This is a genomic window from Prauserella alba, assembly GCF_024171735.1.
GTDB classification, from domain to species: domain Bacteria; phylum Actinomycetota; class Actinomycetes; order Mycobacteriales; family Pseudonocardiaceae; genus Prauserella; species Prauserella alba.
Map to the genome: position 1 here is coordinate 65,106 of NZ_JAMTCH010000009.1, position 18,285 is coordinate 83,390.

Below are 18,285 nucleotides of genomic sequence, written 5' to 3' on the forward strand. Positions count from 1 at the left end.
GCCCCAAGGTGCCCTTGTGGGGGCTCATCCGGCCACGCCTAGGCTCGCTGTCATGGACGAGGAGTTGCACGAGCGGATCCGCGACGCCGTCACGACGGTCCCGCCCGGCACGGTCGCCACGTACGGCGACATCGCCGCCCTCGCAGGCGCCCCGACACCCCGGCTGGTCGGCCGGGTCCTGTCGGAGGACGGCGCCGACATTCCCTGGCATCGGGTGCTGCGCGCCAACGGCACCCCGGCGCCCCACATAGTGCACCGGCAGCTCGAACTGCTCCGCGGCGAAGGGGTTCTCGCCGACGGGCAGCGCATCGACCTGCGCACCTACCGGTGGCGGCCGGAGTAGTTCAACAAGCTGAGTAATTCACAAGTCGAGTAGTTTAACTGCCGAGTAGTTCAACGGCTGAGTAGTTCAAGAACCGGGTAGTTCAGAAGCCGAGTAGTTCGAGAGCCGCGCCACACCGCCACCCAGGGGTTGCGCATTCGGTTAGGCTTGCCTAATGATCGTCACGGCGCAGTCCCACGCGGCACCGGCAGCGACCCCGGCACCGGCATCGACTCCGGCAGCGGCATCGACTCCGGCAGCGACCGCACCGGCCGACGATCGGCCGCCGCAGTTCACCTTCCGGCGCCTGACGGTGTCGGCGACCCGGCGGCTCACCCCGCACCTCGTGCGCGTGACGCTCACCGGCGACGACCTGCGGGGCTTCGTCACCGCAGCGCCCGACCAGTACGTCAAGGTCTTCTTCCCCCACGGCGGCCGCACCCGTCCGGACCTGCCGCCTCCCATCGAGGGCGACACCACGTCCTGGTACCGCACCTACCTGGCCATGCCCGACGAGGTCCGCCCGCCGATGCGCACCTACACCGTCCGCGCATTCCGGCCGGAACATTGCGAACTGGACATCGACTTCGTGCTGCACGCCGACGGCGGACCGGCCTCGACCTGGGCCGCGGACGCGCGCCCCGGCGACGAGATCGCGCTGATGGGACCGCACGGCATCTACTCCGTCCCCGAGAGCGCGACCTGGCAGCTGCTCGTCGGCGACGAGTCGGCGATCCCCGCGATCGCAGCGATCCTGGAACAACTGCCCCGCGACGCCTGCGCCCGCGTGTTCGTCGAGGTCGGCGACCCCGCCGACCGGATCGACCTGCCGAGCCCGGCCGCCGACGTCGACGTCCGATGGGTCGTGCGCAGCCCCGGCGCGTACGGCAACTCGGTGCTCGACGCCGTCCGCGCGGCCGACCTGCCCGCCGCCGCGCCGTACGCGTGGCTGGCGGGCGAGGCCGAGCTCGTGAAGTTCGCGCGGCGCCACCTCGTCCGCGACCGCGGCGTCGACAAGCGCGCCATCACGTTCACCGGCTACTGGCGACACGGCCGGTCCGAAGAGGACGTCGGCCGCGACGGCCTCGCACGGGCGGCGTCCGTACAGGCGGACTGACCCCGCGGTCAACCGCCCCGCAGCCAGCCGCCCGGTTCCGGCGAGGTCAGCCGCCCAGTTCCGCCGCGAGCAGCTTCACCAGCGCGCCCAGCCGCTGCCGCTCCGGCTGCACCACCCGCACCCCCGCGTCCACCAGCGGCGCCGCCGTCACCGGGCCGACGCACGCGCACAGCACGTCGGTGCCGAGCCGCGCGAGCAGCTCCTCGTAGCGGCCGTCGTCGCGGGCGAGCCGCAGCAGATTGGCCGTCGCGGGTGCACTGGTGAACGCCAACGCCTGCAGCCGGCCATCGAGCACGCCGTCGATCAGCTGCCGCGCCGGCCCCAGGTCGTCGGGCCACTGCCACCGGTACGGCTGCACCTCGACGACCGTCGCCCCCGCATCCCGCAGCGGATCGGTGAACTCCGGCAGCGCCTGTCCGTGCAGCTGCACCGCCACGCGGCATCCCCCGACACCCTGCTTTCCGGCGCCCTGCTTGCCGGAACGCTGCTCCTCGACGACCCGGTCGAGCAGGTGCGCGAACAGTTCCCGGTTGCTCTCCTCCGGGGACGACCATTCCTCGGCCAGTTCGTGCCCGCGGACCGCGCCCGTCGCCTTCGGACCGCGCACGAACAGCCGCGCCCGCGACAGCACGCCCGTCAGCTCGTCGGCGACGCCCCAGCCCTCGGCGGCCGACAGCCACCCGCGGAATCCGGCACCGGTCGTGACCGCCACCAGGTCGACCCCACCCGCGACGACGTCGTCGGTCGCCGCGCGCAGCCGGTCGTCGTCGGCCAGCGGCACGATGTGCAGCGTCGGCCCGTGCCACACCGACGCGCCCCGCCGTTCCAGTGCGTCGATGAACTCGCCGGAGCGCCGCTCCGCCGTGATGCCGATGGCGACGTCGTCGAGTTCTGCCATGCTTCCCCGCTCTCACCAGCTGCCGCGAACGGCCACGATATCCCGTCCCGGGCTTGTCGACCTCGCCACGGCCTGGGCGGCCGATTCCGGAGCCACCGCCCAGGATTCTTCGGTGGTCCGGGTTCAGCGGTGCCGGGTTCAGCCGTGCGGGATCACCGGGGCCGCTCCGGTGATCCGGATGCCCGGCCGGTGCTCACCGGGTGTACCGGGCCGCGGTCGCAGCGATCGCCTCGGCGACGGCGGTGCGCAGCTGCTCGGGTTCGAGCACCTCCAGGTCCGGGCCGAACCGCAGCAGTTCCCCCACGCCCGGCCTGCCCGCCTCGACGGGCAGTCGCACCGTGCACCAGCCGTCCTCGTCGGGCTCGCCGCCCTCGGCCTGCGCCGTCTCCAGTGCCGCCGCGCCCACGCTCCCCAGGTACACGGGCACGAGACGCCGCCCGAGCGGAGACAGCCGCACGGTCGCGGTCTCCGAGTACATCCGCCGTTCGAATCCCTCCGACCACACGCGCCAGTACTCGGCGAGATCGAACCCGTCCGGCCGCGAGAACTCGCCTGCGTCGGACATCGTCACGATGCGGCTCACGCGGTAAGTGCGATCGCTGCCGTCGCACCGCGCGACCAGGTACCAGACGCCCGCCTTCAGCACGAGTCCGAGCGGTTCGAGGGTGCGGCAGGCGGCGGAGCCGTCCCACCGGCGGTAGTCGACGCGCAGCCGCCGCGTGCGCCACACGGCGTCGGCGACGTCGGACAGGTGGGCGAGCCGTTCGACCTCGCGGTGCCAACCGGGGACGTCGAGGTAGAACCGCTCCGCCACCTGACCCGCACCGGCGCGCAGCTGCTCGGGCAGCGCCGCGAACAGTTTCAGCTGCGCGGCGCCGAGCACCGTGCCCAGCCCCAGTTCGGCGGCCGCATCGGGCAGGCCGGCCAGCGCCAGTGACCGCGCCTCGTCCTCGCTCAGCCCGGTCAGCCGGGTGCGGTAGCCGCCGAGCAGCTGGAAACCACCCGCTCTGCCGCGGTCGGCGTACACCGGGACGCCCGCCTCGGACAGCGCATCGACGTCGCGATAGACGGTGCGGACGGAGACTCCCAGCTCGGTGGCGAGTTCGCCCGCCGTCATCCGCCCACGGTTCTGCAGCAACAGCAGGATCGACAGCAACCGGCCCGCACGCATACCTCACATTCTGCCCGGAAAACGTGACAGAAGATGGCAAGAAAGCCCGCGAGAGTGGCTGCCATGAACACGGGAACCTTCACCATGAACACCTGGAACGAACACGTCGCCTCCGGTGACGAGGGCGCGCCGCGCTACGCCCACGCGCGGGCGAGTTTCACCTACACCGGCGCCATCGAAGGCACGTCGACCTGCGACTACCTGCTGTACTACCCCGGGGAGGGATTCACCGACGGCGGCCAGGCCTCCCCCGGTGTCGAACGGATCGAAGGCACCGTCGACGGGCGCACGGGCAGCTTCGTCGTCCGACACGACGTGCGCTACGGCGCGGACGGGATCGACGACACCTGGTCGGTCGTCCCCGGCTCCGGCACCGGCGACCTCGCCGGCATCACGGGGCACGGCACGGCGAAGGGCGTCACCGAGACGATCGACTACACCTTCGACTACCGGTTCGACTGAGCATCCGACCATCACCTCGGCGGGCACCGCACCGACGCGGTGCCCGCCGAGGCGGCCGATCCCGCCGAAGCCGGTTCCGCCCGGATGCGGCCCGCTTCGGCGTACCGGCGCAGCACCAGGTCGGCCACGGCGGGATGCGCACCGAGCGGGGCCGCCACGGCGTCGGCACCCGCGCCCTCCAGTCGCCGCTGGAACAACCCCGGAGCCAGCAGCCAGGACGCGACGACCACGCGGCGCCGCGGCCGACGCGCCTCGGCGACGGCGTCGGCGACACTCGGGGAGGCCGTGGCCGCGTACCCGATGCGCACCGGCGTGCCCAGCCGCTCGCCGAGGGCACGCGCCGCCGTGCGCACCTCGGCGAGCGCCCGCGGATCACGCGACCCGGCCGCGGCCAGTACCACGGCGTCACCGGTCCGGTAGCCGGCTTGCCGCACACGGTCGGCCAGCACGTCGATGAGTTCCGGTGCGGGGCCGAACGCCTCCGCAACCGGCGTACGCGGCAGTGGGCTCACCGCGATCTGCTGCGGGATGTCGGTGCGCACGTGGTATCCGGTCGCCAGAAACGCAGGCACCACAACGGGTTCGACGTTCCCGGCAGCGCACAGTCCGTCGAGGACGGTCGTGACGTCGGGGGCGCGGACGTCGGCGTAGGCGACCGTCACCGCCTCGCCCCACGCCCGCACCCGGTCGGCGAGCTCGTCGATCACCTTGGGACCGGCGGGATCCCGCGTCCCGTGCGCGGTCAGCACGATCACGACTCGCCTCCCACCGCGACGGCCAGCCGATATCCGCGCTTGACGACCGTCTGCACCAGCTTGCCCTCGCCGAGCGAGGTGCGGAGCCTGCCGATCGCCGTCTCGACCGCGTGCTCCTCCCCACCGCCGGGCAGCGCAGTCGTCAGCTCACGCCGCGACACGACGTGTCCCGGACGGCGGGCCAGCGCTCGCAGCACCGCCATCGGCGCGGGCGCCACGTCCCGCAGCTGCCCGTCCACCACGGCCGCCTGGCCACGCAGTTCGATCTCGCTGCCCGCCGCGGCCAGCCGTGGTGATCGCGCCACGAGCGTGTCGGCGACCTCGCGCGCCAGCGCGCCGATCCGCGCCCGCCTCGGCTGGACGGTCGGAATGCCCACCGCGGCCAGCGGACCTGCCGTGATCGGGCCGACGCACGCCACCAGCACCCTGCTGCTGAGCGCATCCACCAGGGCCGCGTGCCTGCCCGTCCGGGACGCCATCGCGAGCATGCTCGCCGCCGCGGGCGCGCTGGTGAACGGCATCGCGTCGATCGCACCGTCGAGTACCGCGTCGATCAGCCGGTCCAGCGGGCCCGGGTCCGCTGGACCGACCCACCGGTAGACCGGGATCTCGACGACGTCGGCGCCGGCGGCTCGTAGCGCCTCCACGAAGTACGGCAGCGGCTGGCCGTGCAGCTGCACCGCGATCCGCAGGCCGTCCACTCCGGAGTCGAGCAGGTGCTGCAGCAGTTCGGCGTTGCTCTCCGAGGCCGGCGAGTACACCTCGGACAGTCCGGCGGACCGCACCGCGCCCTTCGCCTTCGGCCCGCGGGTGAGCACCCGGGAGTGCCCGAGGCGTTCGATCAGCTCGTCGCCGATGCCCCAGCCCTCCGCGGCCTCGGCCCAGCCGCGGAATCCGATCCCCGTCGTCACGACGACGACGTCCACCGGTTCGTCGAGCAGCAGCCGGGTAGCGGCGTGCAGCTCCGAGTCGTCGGCCAGCGGGACGATCCGGATGGCCGGGCCGTTGCGCACGGTAGCGCCTTTACGCACCAGCAGCGCGCCGAGCTCGTCGGCCCGGCGGGCCGCGGTGATGCCGATCGCGTACCCGGCGAGCGGCAGGATGTCGGTCATCGCACTCCTACGTGGACGACGCCGTCGGTGATACGCAGCGGGTGCACGTCGATTCGCACGCCCGCCTCGTCGAGGCACTGCCCGGTGCGCAGGTCGAAGTTCTGCTTGTAGATCGGCGACGCCACGACGGGAACGCCGCCGACGTCGCCGACGATGCCGCGGGACAGCACGGCGGCGCCGGAGAACGGGTCGACATTGGACAGCCCGAAGAACTCGTCGCCCGCGGTGCGCAGCACCGCGACCTGCAGGCCGCCGTCGAGCAGCACCGCCACGCCCGCGGCCAGCGGCACCTGCTCCACGCGGCAGACGGGCGTCCACACCGTGGATCCGGCCTGCTGCTCGTCGGACAGCACGGTCATCGGTTCGCCACCTCCGGTACGCCCAGCATCACGGGCACGGGCTGTTCACGTTCGGTCTCGAAGGCCACTGTCGGATCCGGCGTGCCGGGTGCGTTCACGAACGACGTGAACCGCGCCAGCTTCTCCGGGTCCTCCAGCACGCCCTTCCACTCGTCCTCGTAGTGCGCGACGTGCTCGGCCATCGCCGCCTCCAGCTCGCCGCAGATGCCGAGGCTGTCGTCGACGACCACGTCCCGCAGGTGGTCGAGGCCGCCGTCCAGTTCGTCCAGCCATGCGGCGGTGCGCTGCAACCGGTCGGCCGTGCGGACGTAGAACATGAGGAACCGGTCGACGATCCGGACCAGCTCGGCCGTGTCCACACCGGATACCAGCAGATCCGCGTGCCGGGGCACCGCGCCGCCGTTGCCGCCGACGTACAGGTTCCAGCCGTGTTCGGTCGCGATGACGCCGAAGTCCTTGCTCCGCGCCTCGGCGCACTCGCGCTGGCACCCTGACACCCCGGCCTTGAGCTTGTGCGGGGAGCGCAGTCCGCGGTAGCGCAGTTCGAGTTCCACGGCGAGGCCGACGCTGTCCTGCTGGCCGTACCGGCACCACGTCGTGCCCACACACGACTTCACGGTCCGCAACGCCTTCCCGTACGCGTGGCCCGATTCGAACCCCGCGTCCACGAGCCGCCGCCAGATCCGCGGCAGCTGCTCGACGGTGGCGCCGAACAGGTCGATGCGCTGCCCGCCCGTGATCTTGGTGTAGAGGCCGAAGTCCTTCGCGACCTCGCCGATCACGATCAGCCGGTCCGGGGTGATCTCGCCGCCCGGCACTCGCGGCACGACCGAGTACGTGCCGTTGCGCTGCATGTTCGCCAGGAACCGGTCGTTGGTGTCCTGCAGTGTCGCCTGCTCTCCGCCGAGCACGTGACCGTTGCCGAGCGTGGCCAGGATCGAGGCCACGGCGGGTTTACAGACGGCGCAGCCCGCACCGGTGCCGTGTTCGGCGATCAGCTCGCTGAACGTCGTGATCCGCGTGGCGCGGACGATCTCGAACAGTTCGGCGCGTGACTGCGTGAAGTGCTCGCACAACGCCGTGGACTGTTCGACACCGCACGCCGCGAGCAGCTTGCCGAGCATCGGCACGCACGATCCGCACGACGTGCCCGCCCGCGTGCAGCTCTTGATCGCCCCGACGCTGTCACAGCCCTCGCCGTGGACCGCCTCGTTGATCTCCCCCTTCGTGACGGCGTTGCAGGAGCAGATCTGGGCGTCGTCGGGCAGCGCCTCCACGCCGACCGCCTCCCCGCCGCCCGCGGGACCGATCAGCGCGGCCGGCTCGCCCGGCAGCTCCTCGCCGACCAGCGGGCGCAGCAGGTTGTACTCGCTCGCATCGCCGACCAGTACGCCGCCGAGCAGGGTCTTCGCGTCGTCCGACACGACGAGCTTCTTGTACGAACCATTCACCGGATCGTTCACCACGACTTCGAGCGAGCCCTCGGTGGCCGCGCGCGCGTCGCCGAAACTGGCGACGTCGACACCCATGAGCTTGAGCTTGGTCGAGGTGTCCGCACCGGGGAACACCGCGTCCCTGCCCAGCAGCGTCGCCGCCACCACCTCCGCCATCGAGTAACCCGGCGCCACGAGGCCGTACACCCGGCCTTCCACCGAGGCGCACTCGCCGACGGCGAAGATGTGCGGGTCGCTGGTGCGACACGCGGCATCGGTCAGCACCCCACCGCGTTCACCGACGTCGAGCCCCGCCTCCCTGCCGAGGTCGTCCCGCGGCCGCACCCCGGCGGAGAAGACGAGCAGGTCGACGTCGAGCTCGGTGCCGTTGCCGAGCCTCGCCCGCAGCCGGTCGCCGTCCTGCACGATCGCCGACGTCGACGTTCCCGTGTGGACGGTCACGTCGAGATCGGTGATCAGGCGGTTCAGCAACCCGCCGCCACCGTCGTCGACCTGCAGCGGCATCAGCCGCGGCGCCATCTCGACCACGTGCGGGGACAACCCGAGATCGCGCAGCGCCTTCGCCGCCTCCAGCCCGAGCAGCCCGCCGCCGACGACCGCGGCCGCGGGCCTGCCCCGGCGAGCCCGGGCGCGTTCCACCGCAGCCCGGATGTCGTCGAGATCCTCGATGGTGCGGTACACGAACACGCCGGGCAGGTCGGCACCCTCGACCGGCGGGACGAACGGCCGTGACCCCGTGGCGAGCACGAGCGCGTCGTAGTGCTGCACCCGGCCGCTCCGCGTCGTGACCCGCTTGGCCTGCCGGTCGATCGCGTCGACCGGGTCGCCGGGCACGAGCTCGACCCGGTCGTCACCGGCGTACTCGGCGCCGGGCAGCGCCAGCCCCGCCGCGTCCCACGTGTCCACATAGGACGTGAGTGCGACCCGGTCGTAGGCGGGCCGCGGCTCCTCACCGAACACGACGACCTGCCACGTTCCGTCGACGTCGTCGCCGCGCAGCGCCTCCACCAGGCGGTGGGCCACCATGCCGTGCCCGGCGACCACCAGCGTTCGACTCATGACTCACACCTCCAGTGATGTCTGCGTTCCATGCTCACCAGTGGTCGTGTCCTGACCACTTCCGTCGTGTTTCCGCGGCGTTACCAACAGTTCCCTTCCCAGTTCGGCGACGGTGACGGTGACGCGGGTCGTCACGGCGTGACCCCCGTGTGTGCTCGCCTCCGCTGCTCGCTGCTCACACACGCGCGTACGCGAGGCTCGGCACCCGATCCACGGCGATCCGGGTGCGCAGGTAGAACCACCACGTCGTCGCCATGCACACGCCGTAGAAGGCGAGGATCGCGGCGAGCGCGGGCGTCAACGTGCCGCCGCCTTCGAGGGAGAACTTGAAGACGAGGTTCACCAGCACGCCGCCGAACGCACCGAGTGCACCCGCGACCCCGACGACCGCCCCCGCCTGCCGCTTGGCCGCCTTCGCGATCACGTCCGCATCGGCGTCGGCGCCGGCGTTCTTCCTCGTCTCCTCGGCGAAGATCATCGGGATCATCCGGTACGTCGAGCCGTTGCCGATGCCGGTGAGCACGAACAGCAGGATGAACGAGCCGAAGAACAGCGCGAAGCTCTCCTGCGAGACGCTGACCATCACGCCGACCGTGCCGATCGCCAGGCCCGCGAAGTTCCACTGGGTGATGCGGGCGCCGCCGAGCCGGTCGGCCAGCCAGCCGCCGAACGGCCGGGTGACCGACCCGATGAGCGCGCCGAGGAACGCCAGCCCGACGAACGCGGTGTGGTCGGTGAACGTGAGCTGGATCAGCGAGGGGAACGCGAACGAGAAACCGATGAACGAGCCGAACGTCCCGATGTAGAGCAGGGACATCACCCACGTGTGCTTGTTGCGCAACGCCGTGCGGTACGAACTGCCGTCCGGTTTCGCCGAGGTGAGCGAGTCCATCAGCGTCCACGAGCACACCGCGGCGACGACGATCAGCGGCATCCACATCAACGCCGCGTAGGCGAGGTCGACACCGGTGCCGATGCTGATCACCAGGGGAACCAGCAGCTGGGTGACGGCCACGCCGAGGTTGCCGCCCGCGGCGTTGAGCCCCAGCGCGAAGCCTTTCTTCCCTTCGGGGAAGAAGAACGAGATGTTGCTCATCGACGACGAGAAGTTGCCGCCGCCGAACCCCATCGCGGCCGCGGTGAGCAGGAAGAACCAGAACGGCGCCTGGCTGGTGACCGCGACGACGAGCATCACGCACGGGATCATCAGCAGGGACGCGCTGATCGTCGTCCACACTCGCCCGCCGAATCGCGGGATCGCGAACGTGTAGGGCACGCGCAGCAGCGCGCCGACGAGGTTCGGAACGATGATCAGCCAGAACGTCTGCCCGACTCCGAAGTGCACCCCGGCGTCGGGCAGGTTCACCACGACGATGCTCATCAGGATCCACACGTTGAAGCCGAGGTGTTCGGCCAGGATCGAGAAGCCGAGGTTCCGCCAGGCGACCTTCCTGCCGACGGCGTTCCAGAACGAAGGGTCCTCGGGCTCCCAGTTGTCGATCCAACGTCCTCGCCGTCGGGCGAGCGTGGGCTCGGCGGGCGGTTTCTCCGGTGCGAGCGTCATGGAAGTCTCCTTCGGCGTGACGGCCGTCGCCGGGCCGACGGTCTGTCTCACCGTCGACGGTGGCGACGTGGCGTGCGATCACGCTAGGAAGGGACTGTTTCGCCGGGCTGTGGCGGCGATTCCGGCCGTGCTAACGGTTCCTCACCACGCGCGGCGACGGCGGTGAGGACGGGAGGGGTGAGGACGACGGCGAAGGGTTGTCGCGCCGCATGGCCGACCAGCCCGGCACCGGGAAGCCCACGAAGAACCCACGGTCTGAGCGTTGCGGGCCATGACGTTGGTGACGACTGAGGAGTCTGGGATGAGAGGCGGGTTCTTTCGGCGGCAGGATGAGAAGTCACGGGACTCGGAGCAGTCACCCTGATCCGCAGGTCGTTACTGTTTGCTCGAGCGGTCCCGCGTTGCCTCGTTTGTCGAGCTGTCGGCGATCGGTCGGAGTTGGTTCACCCTATTGTGCAATGTCTTATTCGACCATGGGTTCGATATCATTGTCGTTGTGGATGACATGGGGGACATGCTCGAGCAACTGCAGGACCTGCGGGGTCGGCGGGCGCGGCTCGACGCCGAGGAGTTGGCGCTGCTGGCCTATGCCTCGGCCGTAGCGGGTGATGACCGCGGGCTGGCGGAGGAGTTGACGCCGCTGCTGCGGGTCTCGACGCGGGAGGCCGAACGCCGCATCGAGGACGGCAAGTCGTTGACGGGGCGGATGCCGGGGCTGCTCGCAGCGATGCGCGCCGGTGAACTCGAGGCGTACGGGGCCAAGGGTGTTGGCGGTGGTCGATCCACTCGACGACGCGACCCGGAATGTCGACGGTCTGCTGGCGGAGAAACTCGTGAATGCGCCGGAGACGGCGTGGCAACCGGGCAATCTGGCCCAACGGGTGCGTCGGTTGGTGGAGAAGGTCGATCCCGGTGGGCAAACCGAACGTGCGCGGCGGGCGCGAGCAGAGCGCCGGGGGAACTCACGCCGGGTGAGCACGGGATGTCGTCGCTGGAAGCGCAGCTGCCGGCGGAGGTGGCGGGCGCGTGTTATTCGCGGGTGGATGGGATGGCGCGGTCGCTGCGCCACGGTGGTGACGGGCGCACCCTCGAACAGCTACGCGCGGACGTGACCGCCGATCTGCTGTTGGGGCGCGATCCCGGTGTCTCGCCGCCGAAGGCGGCGGCGATGGTCCACGTGCACGTTCCCGTCGATGCGGCCCTGGCGATCTCCGACGACGGGTGCGAACTCGACGGCTACCGACCGATACCGGCCCCGATCGCCCGCGAGATCATGACCAACACCCGCAGCATCTGGCGCGCGGTGCTGTACGACCCGGGTACCGGCGAACCGGTGGATTTGGGGCGGACGCGGCGAAGGTCGAGTGCGGTGATCCGCGACCTGGTGCGGATACGCGACCGGGAATGTGTCATGCCCTGGTGTCACCGCCCGGCCCGACACTGCGATCACGACCACGAACAGGCGTGGGCCGCACCTGGCGGTGGCGGGTCGACGTCCGTGGCCAACGGTGGGCCGCGCTGTCGACGACATCACCGGTTGAAGGACCAGCCCGGGTGGAGTGCCCGCTACGATCCGGTCCACGGCATCACCCGGGTGACGACCCCGCACGGGGCGGCCTACACCGCACACCGCGAACCCGTCCTCACCCCGACACGCGGCACCCAGGCACGCGGCACCCAGGCACGCGGCACCCAGGCACCCCGTGTGCCGGGGGCCGACGCCCCAGTACGTCGCCAAGCCGCCGGAGTCGAACCGGCGCGAGAAGCCACAGAACAGAAACCACAGACCCGAAACACCAGAACGGCGACAGCCCACCCTTCTAGGCGAGCCCGGCTGTCGAGTGGGGCACCGTTTCGGGAAGTGATCTGTCTGAGGTCGCGGAGCCGGATGTTGACGGCGGCGATGTGGACCGCCACTTCGTCGCAGACGAACTTGCCGGCACCCCCGATGTCCTCATCAGTTCTAGTCGGTGCTGGTGAGCCACTCGGCGATGCCGCACACGGCGTCCCGGCAGCTGCCGCATCCGGTGCTCGCGCGCGTTCGCTGTGCGATATCATCCACTGTGGACGCCCCGGCGCGGTACGCGTCGACGATCTTCGCCTTGCTGACGGAGTTGCAGCGGCAGACGATCGCCGAACCGGGCAGGTCCGCGGGGCTGGCCGCGGCGGCCGCCGCCGACGGCAGTCCCCGGCCGAGCAGCAGCGCGAGGCGGTCCTCCGGCACCCGGATCCCACGGTCGTGGAGCTGCGTGATCGTCGCTGCGGCGTCGGGAACGCCCAGCACGATGGCGCCGGCCACCTTCTCGTTGCGCACCACCAGTTTCGCGTACCGGCCGCGCGCCGGATCGTCGACGCACACGACCTCGGTGCCGTCGTCGGCGGTGTCCGCGGCGGGCGCCGTGTCGCCGAGCGCCGTGACATCGACGCCCTTCGCCTTGAGACGCGTGACGACCGACGTCCCGCGATAGCGCGACGCCGTGTCGGCGCCGGTGAGCAGATCGGCCAGCACGCTCGCCTGCTCCCACGCCGGCTGGACGAGCCCGCCCGGAGCGGCGGGATGCTGCGCGCAGTCGCCGATGGCGTGAATGCGGCCGTCGCTGGTGCGCAGCGCGTCGTCGACGACCACTCCCGCCTCGACGGCGAGTCCCGCCTCGGTGGCCAGCGCCGTCTCGGCGCGCACACCGGTCGACACGACCAGCAACTCCGCCGCGACGTGGCTGCCGTCGTCGAGCTTCAGCCCGTCGCCCGGCAGGTACGTGGCCGCCGCCCTGCCCAGCCGGAAATCGATGCCGGACGCTTCGAGCGTCCGCGCGAGCACCCGTCCGGCACCGGAGTCGAGCTGACGCTCCATGGGATGCGGCGCCGGATGCACCACCGTCACCCGGTTGCCCCTTCCGGCCAGGCCGCGCGCGGCTTCGAGGCCCAGCAGCCCACCGCCGAGCACCGCGACCGGAGCACCCACCCTGGCCGCATCGAGGATCCGGTCGCAGTCGTCGAGACTGCGGAATGCCAGCGCACCGTCGGCCGGCTCGCCGTCGTCGCCGACGAGTCCTTCGACCGGCGGTAGCCACGGCCTGCTGCCCGTGGCCAGCACCAGCGAGTCGTAGGCCGCCGTGGTGCCGTCGTCCAGTTCGACCGTCCGGTTCGGACGGTCGATGCGCCGCGCCGCCACGTTCCGCCGCAGCTCGACGTGGTTGCGCTCCGACCAGTCCTCGTCGTGCAGGCGGACACTGCCGGGCTGCATGGTTCCGGCGACGACGGCCGACAGCAGCACCCGGTTGTAAGCGGGGTGCGGTTCGGCCCCGACCACCGTCAACGCCACCCGCTCCCCCTCCGGGTCCCGGTTGCGGATCTCGTCGGCGAGCCGGGCCCCCGCCATGCCGTAGCCGAGCACGACCACCCTGCGCGCGCTCACGACGCACCACCCGCTCCCTGCTGCTCCGCCGATTCCGCCGCACCCGCGGGAACCAGCCGGGCCGCGCACACCTTGAACTCCGGCATCCGGCTGGTCGGGTCGAGCACGGGGTTGGTGATGAGGTTGGCCCGCTGCCCGCCAGGGAAGTGGAACGGCACGAACACGACGTCCGGCCGCATCGACGGCACACACCGCACCGGCGCGGTCACCGCCCCGCGGCGTGATTCGACGGTGGCGACCTCGCCCACGGCCACCCCTGCACGGGCGGCCGTGTCCGGATGCACCTCGATGCAGGCCTCCGGCACGGCCTCGGCCAGTTCCGGCACGGCCCGCGTCTGCGCACCCGACTGGTAGTGCTGCAACAGCCGCCCGGTCGTGGCCTGCAGCGGGAACTCCGCGTCCGGCGGCTCGGCGGGACCGGTGTGCTCGACCGCCACGAAGCGTGCGCGGCCGTCCGGGTGAGCGAAGCCGTCGAGGAACAGCCGGGGCGTGCCGGAGTGGCCGGCAGCGGGCACCGGCCAGTGCAACGCCTCCCCTGCGCGCAACCGCTCGTAGGTCACCCCCGAGTAGTCGGCCACGCCGCCCGCCGACGCGGCCCGCAGCTCGGTGAAGACCTCCTCCGCGTCGACGGGGAACCGGCCTGCGGGCTGGCCGAGCCGCTCGGCCAGCCCGGCGAGGACGTCGAGGTCGCTGCGTACCCCCTCCGGCGGGTCGATCGCCTTGCGGCGCAGCAGCACCCGGCCCTCCAGATTGGTCATCGTGCCGTCCTCCTCGGCCCACTGGGTCACGGGCAGCACGACGTCGGCCATCGCGGCGGTCTCGGACAGCACGACGTCGGCCGTGACGAGGAAGTCGAGCGCCTCCAGCCGATCGGTAACCCGCTGCGAACGCGGCGCCGACACGACGACGTTGCTGCCGAACACGAGCATCGCCTTCGGCCCTTCCGGACGGCCGAGCACGTCGAGCAGCTCGTAGGCCGACCGGCCGGGTGCGGGTAGCGAGTCCGGGTCGACGCCCCACACACCCGCGACGTGCTCCCGTGCTGCGGGGTCGGCGAGCTTCCGGTATCCGGGCAGCTGATCGGCCTTCTGCCCGTGCTCACGCCCGCCCTGACCGTTGCCCTGGCCGGTCAGGCAGCCGTACCCGGAACCCGCCCTGCCGGGCAGACCGTGGGCGAGTGCGACGTCGATCCACGCGCTCACGGTGTCCACACCGGTGGCGTGCTGTTCCGCGCCGCGCGCGGTGAGCACGTACGCGTTGCCGGCGCCGGCGAGCATGCGGGCGAGCGCGCGCTGGTCGGCCGCGCTGACCCCGGTGATGCGTTCGACGTGCTCTGGCCAGTACCGGGCGGCGATGCGCCACGTCTCGTCGAACCCGGCGGTGCGTTCGGCCACGTACGCCTCGTCGATCAGCCCTTCGGCGACCGTCGCGTGCAGCACGCCGAGCGCCAGCGCCAGATCGGTGCCGGGTGCGGGTGCGAGGTGCACGTTCGCCTGCTCGGCGGTCGGGGTGCGCCGCGGGTCGACGACGACCAGCCCACCCGCCGCGGCCGCACCCTGCAGCTGCTGCAGGAACGGCGGCATCGTCTCCGCCGGGTTCGACCCGACCAGCACGATCACGTCGGCTCCGGCCAGATCGGTCACCGGGAACGGCAGCCCCCGGTCGACGCCGAACGCCCGCAGGCCCGCCGCCGCGGCCGACGACATGCAGAACCGGCCGTTGTAGTCGATCTGCGACGTCCCCAGCGCCACCCGCGCGAACTTGCCCAGCAGGTAGGCCTTCTCGTTGGTCAGCCCGCCACCGCCGAAGACCGCCACGGCGTCACGCCCGTGTTCGGCCTGCAACCCGGTGAGCCGGGCCGCGATGAGATCGAGCGCCCCGTCCCAGCTCGCAGGGCGCAGCTCGCCGCCGGTGCGGACGAGCGGGGTGGTCAGCCGCGCCGGGGAGTCCAGCAGCGAGGCCGACGTCCAGCCCTTCTGGCACAGCCCGCCGCGGCTCGTGGGGAACTCACGCGGCGCGACGTCGGCCGCCGGGGTGAGCGTCATGCCGCACTGCAGCGCGCAGTACGGGCAGTGCGTGTCGGTCCGCGTCTCGTTCCCGCCCCGGCGGCCCGGCCGGTCGTGCGCACCGGGCACGTCCGGTCCCGACGGGGTCGCGGCTGTCAGCGTCAACGGGCACCTCCTGCTGGTCGCCTGCGTCCCGACGACCGTAGGAAGCGCGTGTTACCCGGGGATGCGCTGATGTTTCGGGCGGTTGACGTTGCTCCGCCACCCACGCGAGGACGCGGTGAGCCCGCGTCAGAGCAGTTCGCTGACCTGTGCGGCGGCGGCGCGCAGGCGGGTGGCCTCCACGTCGGCCGATCCGGGGTACCGCGCGTGGTACGCGAGCCGGAACAACGTCGCGCGCAGCAACAGCTGGGACCAGTCCGGCAGGTACGACCAGCGGTGCAGCAGCGTCATGTCGGCCCCGCCCCACGCGACGGCGTCGATCGCGGCGACGGCTGCGCCCCACTCCGCGGGCCGGAAGTGCGGCACCAGGTCGACGATGCCGGGCGGGGCGTCGCCGTCGAACAGGACGGTGCCGAACAGCTCCCCGTGCACCAACTGCGGCGGTGAGGACAGCGGTTTGCGGGCGGGCGCGAGGATCTCGAACCAGCGGCCGCCGTTGGACTCGTCGAGTTCGACGTCGACCTCGCCCCAGGCCATGCGCTCGGCGTCGGCGGCAAGCCCCTGCCTGGCGGACAGGAAGTCGGGCTCCGGCAGGCCGGCCGTGGCCCGCTGCAGCTTGATCGCGGTGAGGACGGTGTCGTCGGCGCGGTTCTCGGGCCTGCCGGAGACGAACCGGCTGGCCGCCCAGCCGCCCATCACCCAGCGCCCGTCGGTCGTGTTCAACGGCCGCGCGATGCGCAGGTCCGGCGCGTCCAGTGCCGCGAGGGTGCGCGCCAGCCACACGGCGTGCGCCCGATCCGAGACCTTCCGCAGCACCACGTCGCCGTAGCGCCACACGGCCACACCCGACAGCTGCTCACCGTCCTCGTCAGCAGCCGTGGTCAGACCGAAGGCCGCACGCACATGCGACGGCGGACGTTCGGCTCCATACCCCACGCCGACCGACGTTACCGCCGACACCACACGGCCGGGTGAGCGACCCGCCGGTGGTGGCGAGGTATGCCGGGAAAGACGAGACCTGGCAAAGACGAAGGCCCCGGCGCTGGGGTTTCCAGCTCCGGGGCCTCCGCCGCACCCTGCAACCGGCCAGATGGCCTGAGCAAGTCTCAGCCGGCAGCACACAAGACGACGCCTTCAGCAGGCGCTGCCACCTATCAGTATGTAGGCAAGCTCGTGTCGATCTGCTTCGCCCATGCCAAAACGCCTCCGCCGAGGTGCGTGGCACTCGAAAAACCGGCCTTGTGCAGGGCGGCGAGCGCCTCGGCGCTACGCTGCCCCGACTTGCAGTGCAGCACGACCGGCTTGTCCTGCGGCAGTTCCGCGAGCGCCTCCCCCGACAGGATGCGGTCCTTCGGGATCAGCTTCGCACCCTTGATGTTCACGATCTCGTACTCGTGCGGCTCGCGGACGTCGATCAGCTCGAAGTTCTCACCGGCGTCGAACTTGGCCTTCAGCTCGGCGGGCGTGATCGTGCTGCCGGAGGCGGCCTGCTGCGCGTCGTCGGAGACGACACCGCAGAACGACTCGTAGTCGATCAGCTCGGTGATCTTCGGGGTCTCCGGGTCCTTCCGGATCTTGACCTCGCGGTAGCGCATCTCGAGCGCGTCGTAGCTGATCAGACGGCCGAGCAGCGGCTCACCGATGCCGGTGATGAGCTTGACCGCCTCGGTGACCATGATCGAACCGATCGAGGCGCACAGCACGCCCAGCACGCCGCCCTCGGCGCACGAGGGGACCATGCCGGGAGGCGGCGGCTCCGGGTACAGGTCGCGGTAGTTCAGGCCGCGGCCGTTCGGCGCGTCCTCCCAGAACACGCTGACCTGGCCCTCGAACCGGAAGATCGAGCCCCACACGTACGGCTTGCCGAGGATCACCGCGGCGTCGTTCACCAGGTAGCGCGTGGCGAAGTTGTCGGTGCCGTCGAGGATCAGGTCGTAGCCGCGGAAGACGTCGAGCGCGTTCTCGTTCGTCAGCTGCTCCTGGTGCAGCACGACGTCGACGTACGGGTTCACCTCCGCGACCGACTCCTTGGCCGAGACGGCCTTCGGCTTGTCGATGTCCGACTGGCCGTGGATCACCTGCCGCTGCAGGTTCGACTCGTCCACGACGTCGAAGTCGATCACGCCGAGCGTGCCCACCCCCGCGGCGGCGAGGTACAGCAGCGCCGGGCTCCCGAGCCCGCCCGCGCCGATGACCAGCACCTTGGCGTTCTTCAGCCGCTTCTGCCCGTCCATTCCGACATCCGGGATGATCAGGTGCCTGCTGTACCGGGCGACCTCTTCCTTGGTCAGCTCGGCAGCCGGCTCGACGAGCGGCGGCAGCGCAGTCGACATCACGTCCTCCATCTCGCGCTTGTCGCAGTCCATCCATTCATAACGGGTCCGAGCCCCGGAACCTTCCCGGTGTCCACATCGTGGACAGTTTCCGGG

At 71.4% G+C, this 18,285-nt stretch carries 14 protein-coding genes; 3 read left to right on the plus strand and 11 right to left on the minus strand.

Translation table 11 applies throughout. The features are described 5' to 3' along the window. Window positions 1-52: 52 nt before the first annotated feature. Entirely contained in the window at window positions 53-343 is a 291-nt protein-coding gene (locus LY12_RS24700; protein WP_253859871.1) for an MGMT family protein, read from the plus strand. Between the two features lie 154 nt (window positions 344-497). Next, the gene (locus tag LY12_RS24705; protein ID WP_253859872.1) at window positions 498-1,439 is read left to right on the plus strand and encodes a siderophore-interacting protein; all 942 of its coding nucleotides are present in this window, start codon (window positions 498-500) and stop codon (window positions 1,437-1,439) included. A gap of 46 nt (window positions 1,440-1,485) precedes the next feature. Here the strand turns inward: LY12_RS24705 and LY12_RS24710 are convergent, their stop codons facing one another. Together LY12_RS24710 and LY12_RS24715 are read right to left on the minus strand one after the other, a co-directional pair. Continuing rightward, window positions 1,486-2,337 (minus strand): uroporphyrinogen-III synthase, encoded by an 852-nt coding sequence (locus LY12_RS24710; RefSeq protein WP_253859873.1) that lies wholly within the window; start codon window positions 2,335-2,337, stop codon window positions 1,486-1,488. A gap of 193 nt (window positions 2,338-2,530) precedes the next feature. After that, window positions 2,531-3,508 (minus strand): helix-turn-helix transcriptional regulator, encoded by a 978-nt coding sequence (locus tag LY12_RS24715; protein WP_253859874.1) that lies wholly within the window; start codon window positions 3,506-3,508, stop codon window positions 2,531-2,533. A 63-nt stretch (window positions 3,509-3,571) separates the two neighbouring features. Between LY12_RS24715 and LY12_RS24720 the strand changes: the two genes are divergently transcribed. Beyond that, the gene (locus LY12_RS24720; RefSeq protein ID WP_253859875.1) at window positions 3,572-3,970 is read left to right on the plus strand and encodes a DUF3224 domain-containing protein; all 399 of its coding nucleotides are present in this window, start codon (window positions 3,572-3,574) and stop codon (window positions 3,968-3,970) included. An 11-nt stretch (window positions 3,971-3,981) separates the two neighbouring features. On the opposite strand, the gene LY12_RS24725 is transcribed toward LY12_RS24720, so the two are convergent. From LY12_RS24725 to moeZ, 9 genes are all read right to left on the minus strand, one after another. Continuing rightward, the gene (locus LY12_RS24725; RefSeq protein WP_253859876.1) at window positions 3,982-4,725 is read right to left on the minus strand and encodes a sirohydrochlorin chelatase; all 744 of its coding nucleotides are present in this window, start codon (window positions 4,723-4,725) and stop codon (window positions 3,982-3,984) included. Next, on the minus strand, window positions 4,722-5,837 hold the full coding sequence (locus LY12_RS24730) for a uroporphyrinogen-III synthase (protein ID WP_253859877.1): 1,116 nt from the start codon (window positions 5,835-5,837) through the stop codon (window positions 4,722-4,724). The genes LY12_RS24725 and LY12_RS24730 overlap by 4 nt, the downstream gene beginning before the upstream one ends. Beyond that, complete coding sequence (gene nirD / locus LY12_RS24735) at window positions 5,834-6,196, minus strand: nitrite reductase small subunit NirD (RefSeq protein WP_253859878.1); 363 nt, start codon at window positions 6,194-6,196, stop codon at window positions 5,834-5,836. The genes LY12_RS24730 and nirD overlap by 4 nt, the downstream gene beginning before the upstream one ends. Continuing rightward, window positions 6,193-8,709 (minus strand): nitrite reductase large subunit NirB, encoded by a 2,517-nt coding sequence (gene nirB / locus LY12_RS24740; protein WP_253859879.1) that lies wholly within the window; start codon window positions 8,707-8,709, stop codon window positions 6,193-6,195. Before nirB ends, nirD begins: the two co-directional genes overlap by 4 nt. A 175-nt stretch (window positions 8,710-8,884) precedes the next feature. Beyond that, window positions 8,885-10,273: an MFS transporter gene (locus tag LY12_RS24745; RefSeq protein ID WP_253859880.1), complete on the minus strand. Its 1,389-nt coding sequence runs from the start codon at window positions 10,271-10,273 to the stop codon at window positions 8,885-8,887. Window positions 10,274-12,236: 1,963 nt separating this feature from the next. After that, window positions 12,237-13,688, minus strand: coding sequence for an FAD-dependent oxidoreductase (locus LY12_RS24750; RefSeq protein ID WP_253859881.1), 1,452 nt, complete (start codon window positions 13,686-13,688; stop codon window positions 12,237-12,239). Beyond that, a complete protein-coding gene (locus tag LY12_RS24755) occupies window positions 13,685-15,823 on the minus strand; it encodes a molybdopterin oxidoreductase family protein (RefSeq protein ID WP_308292173.1) in 2,139 nt (712 codons plus the stop codon). The genes LY12_RS24750 and LY12_RS24755 overlap by 4 nt, the downstream gene beginning before the upstream one ends. 162 nt (window positions 15,824-15,985) lie before the next feature. After that, window positions 15,986-16,792, minus strand: coding sequence for a TIGR02569 family protein (locus tag LY12_RS24760; RefSeq protein WP_308292170.1), 807 nt, complete (start codon window positions 16,790-16,792; stop codon window positions 15,986-15,988). A 218-nt stretch (window positions 16,793-17,010) separates the two neighbouring features. Then, on the minus strand, window positions 17,011-18,189 hold the full coding sequence (gene moeZ / locus LY12_RS24765; RefSeq protein WP_253859882.1) for an adenylyltransferase/sulfurtransferase MoeZ: 1,179 nt from the start codon (window positions 18,187-18,189) through the stop codon (window positions 17,011-17,013). Window positions 18,190-18,285 lie beyond the last annotated feature (96 nt).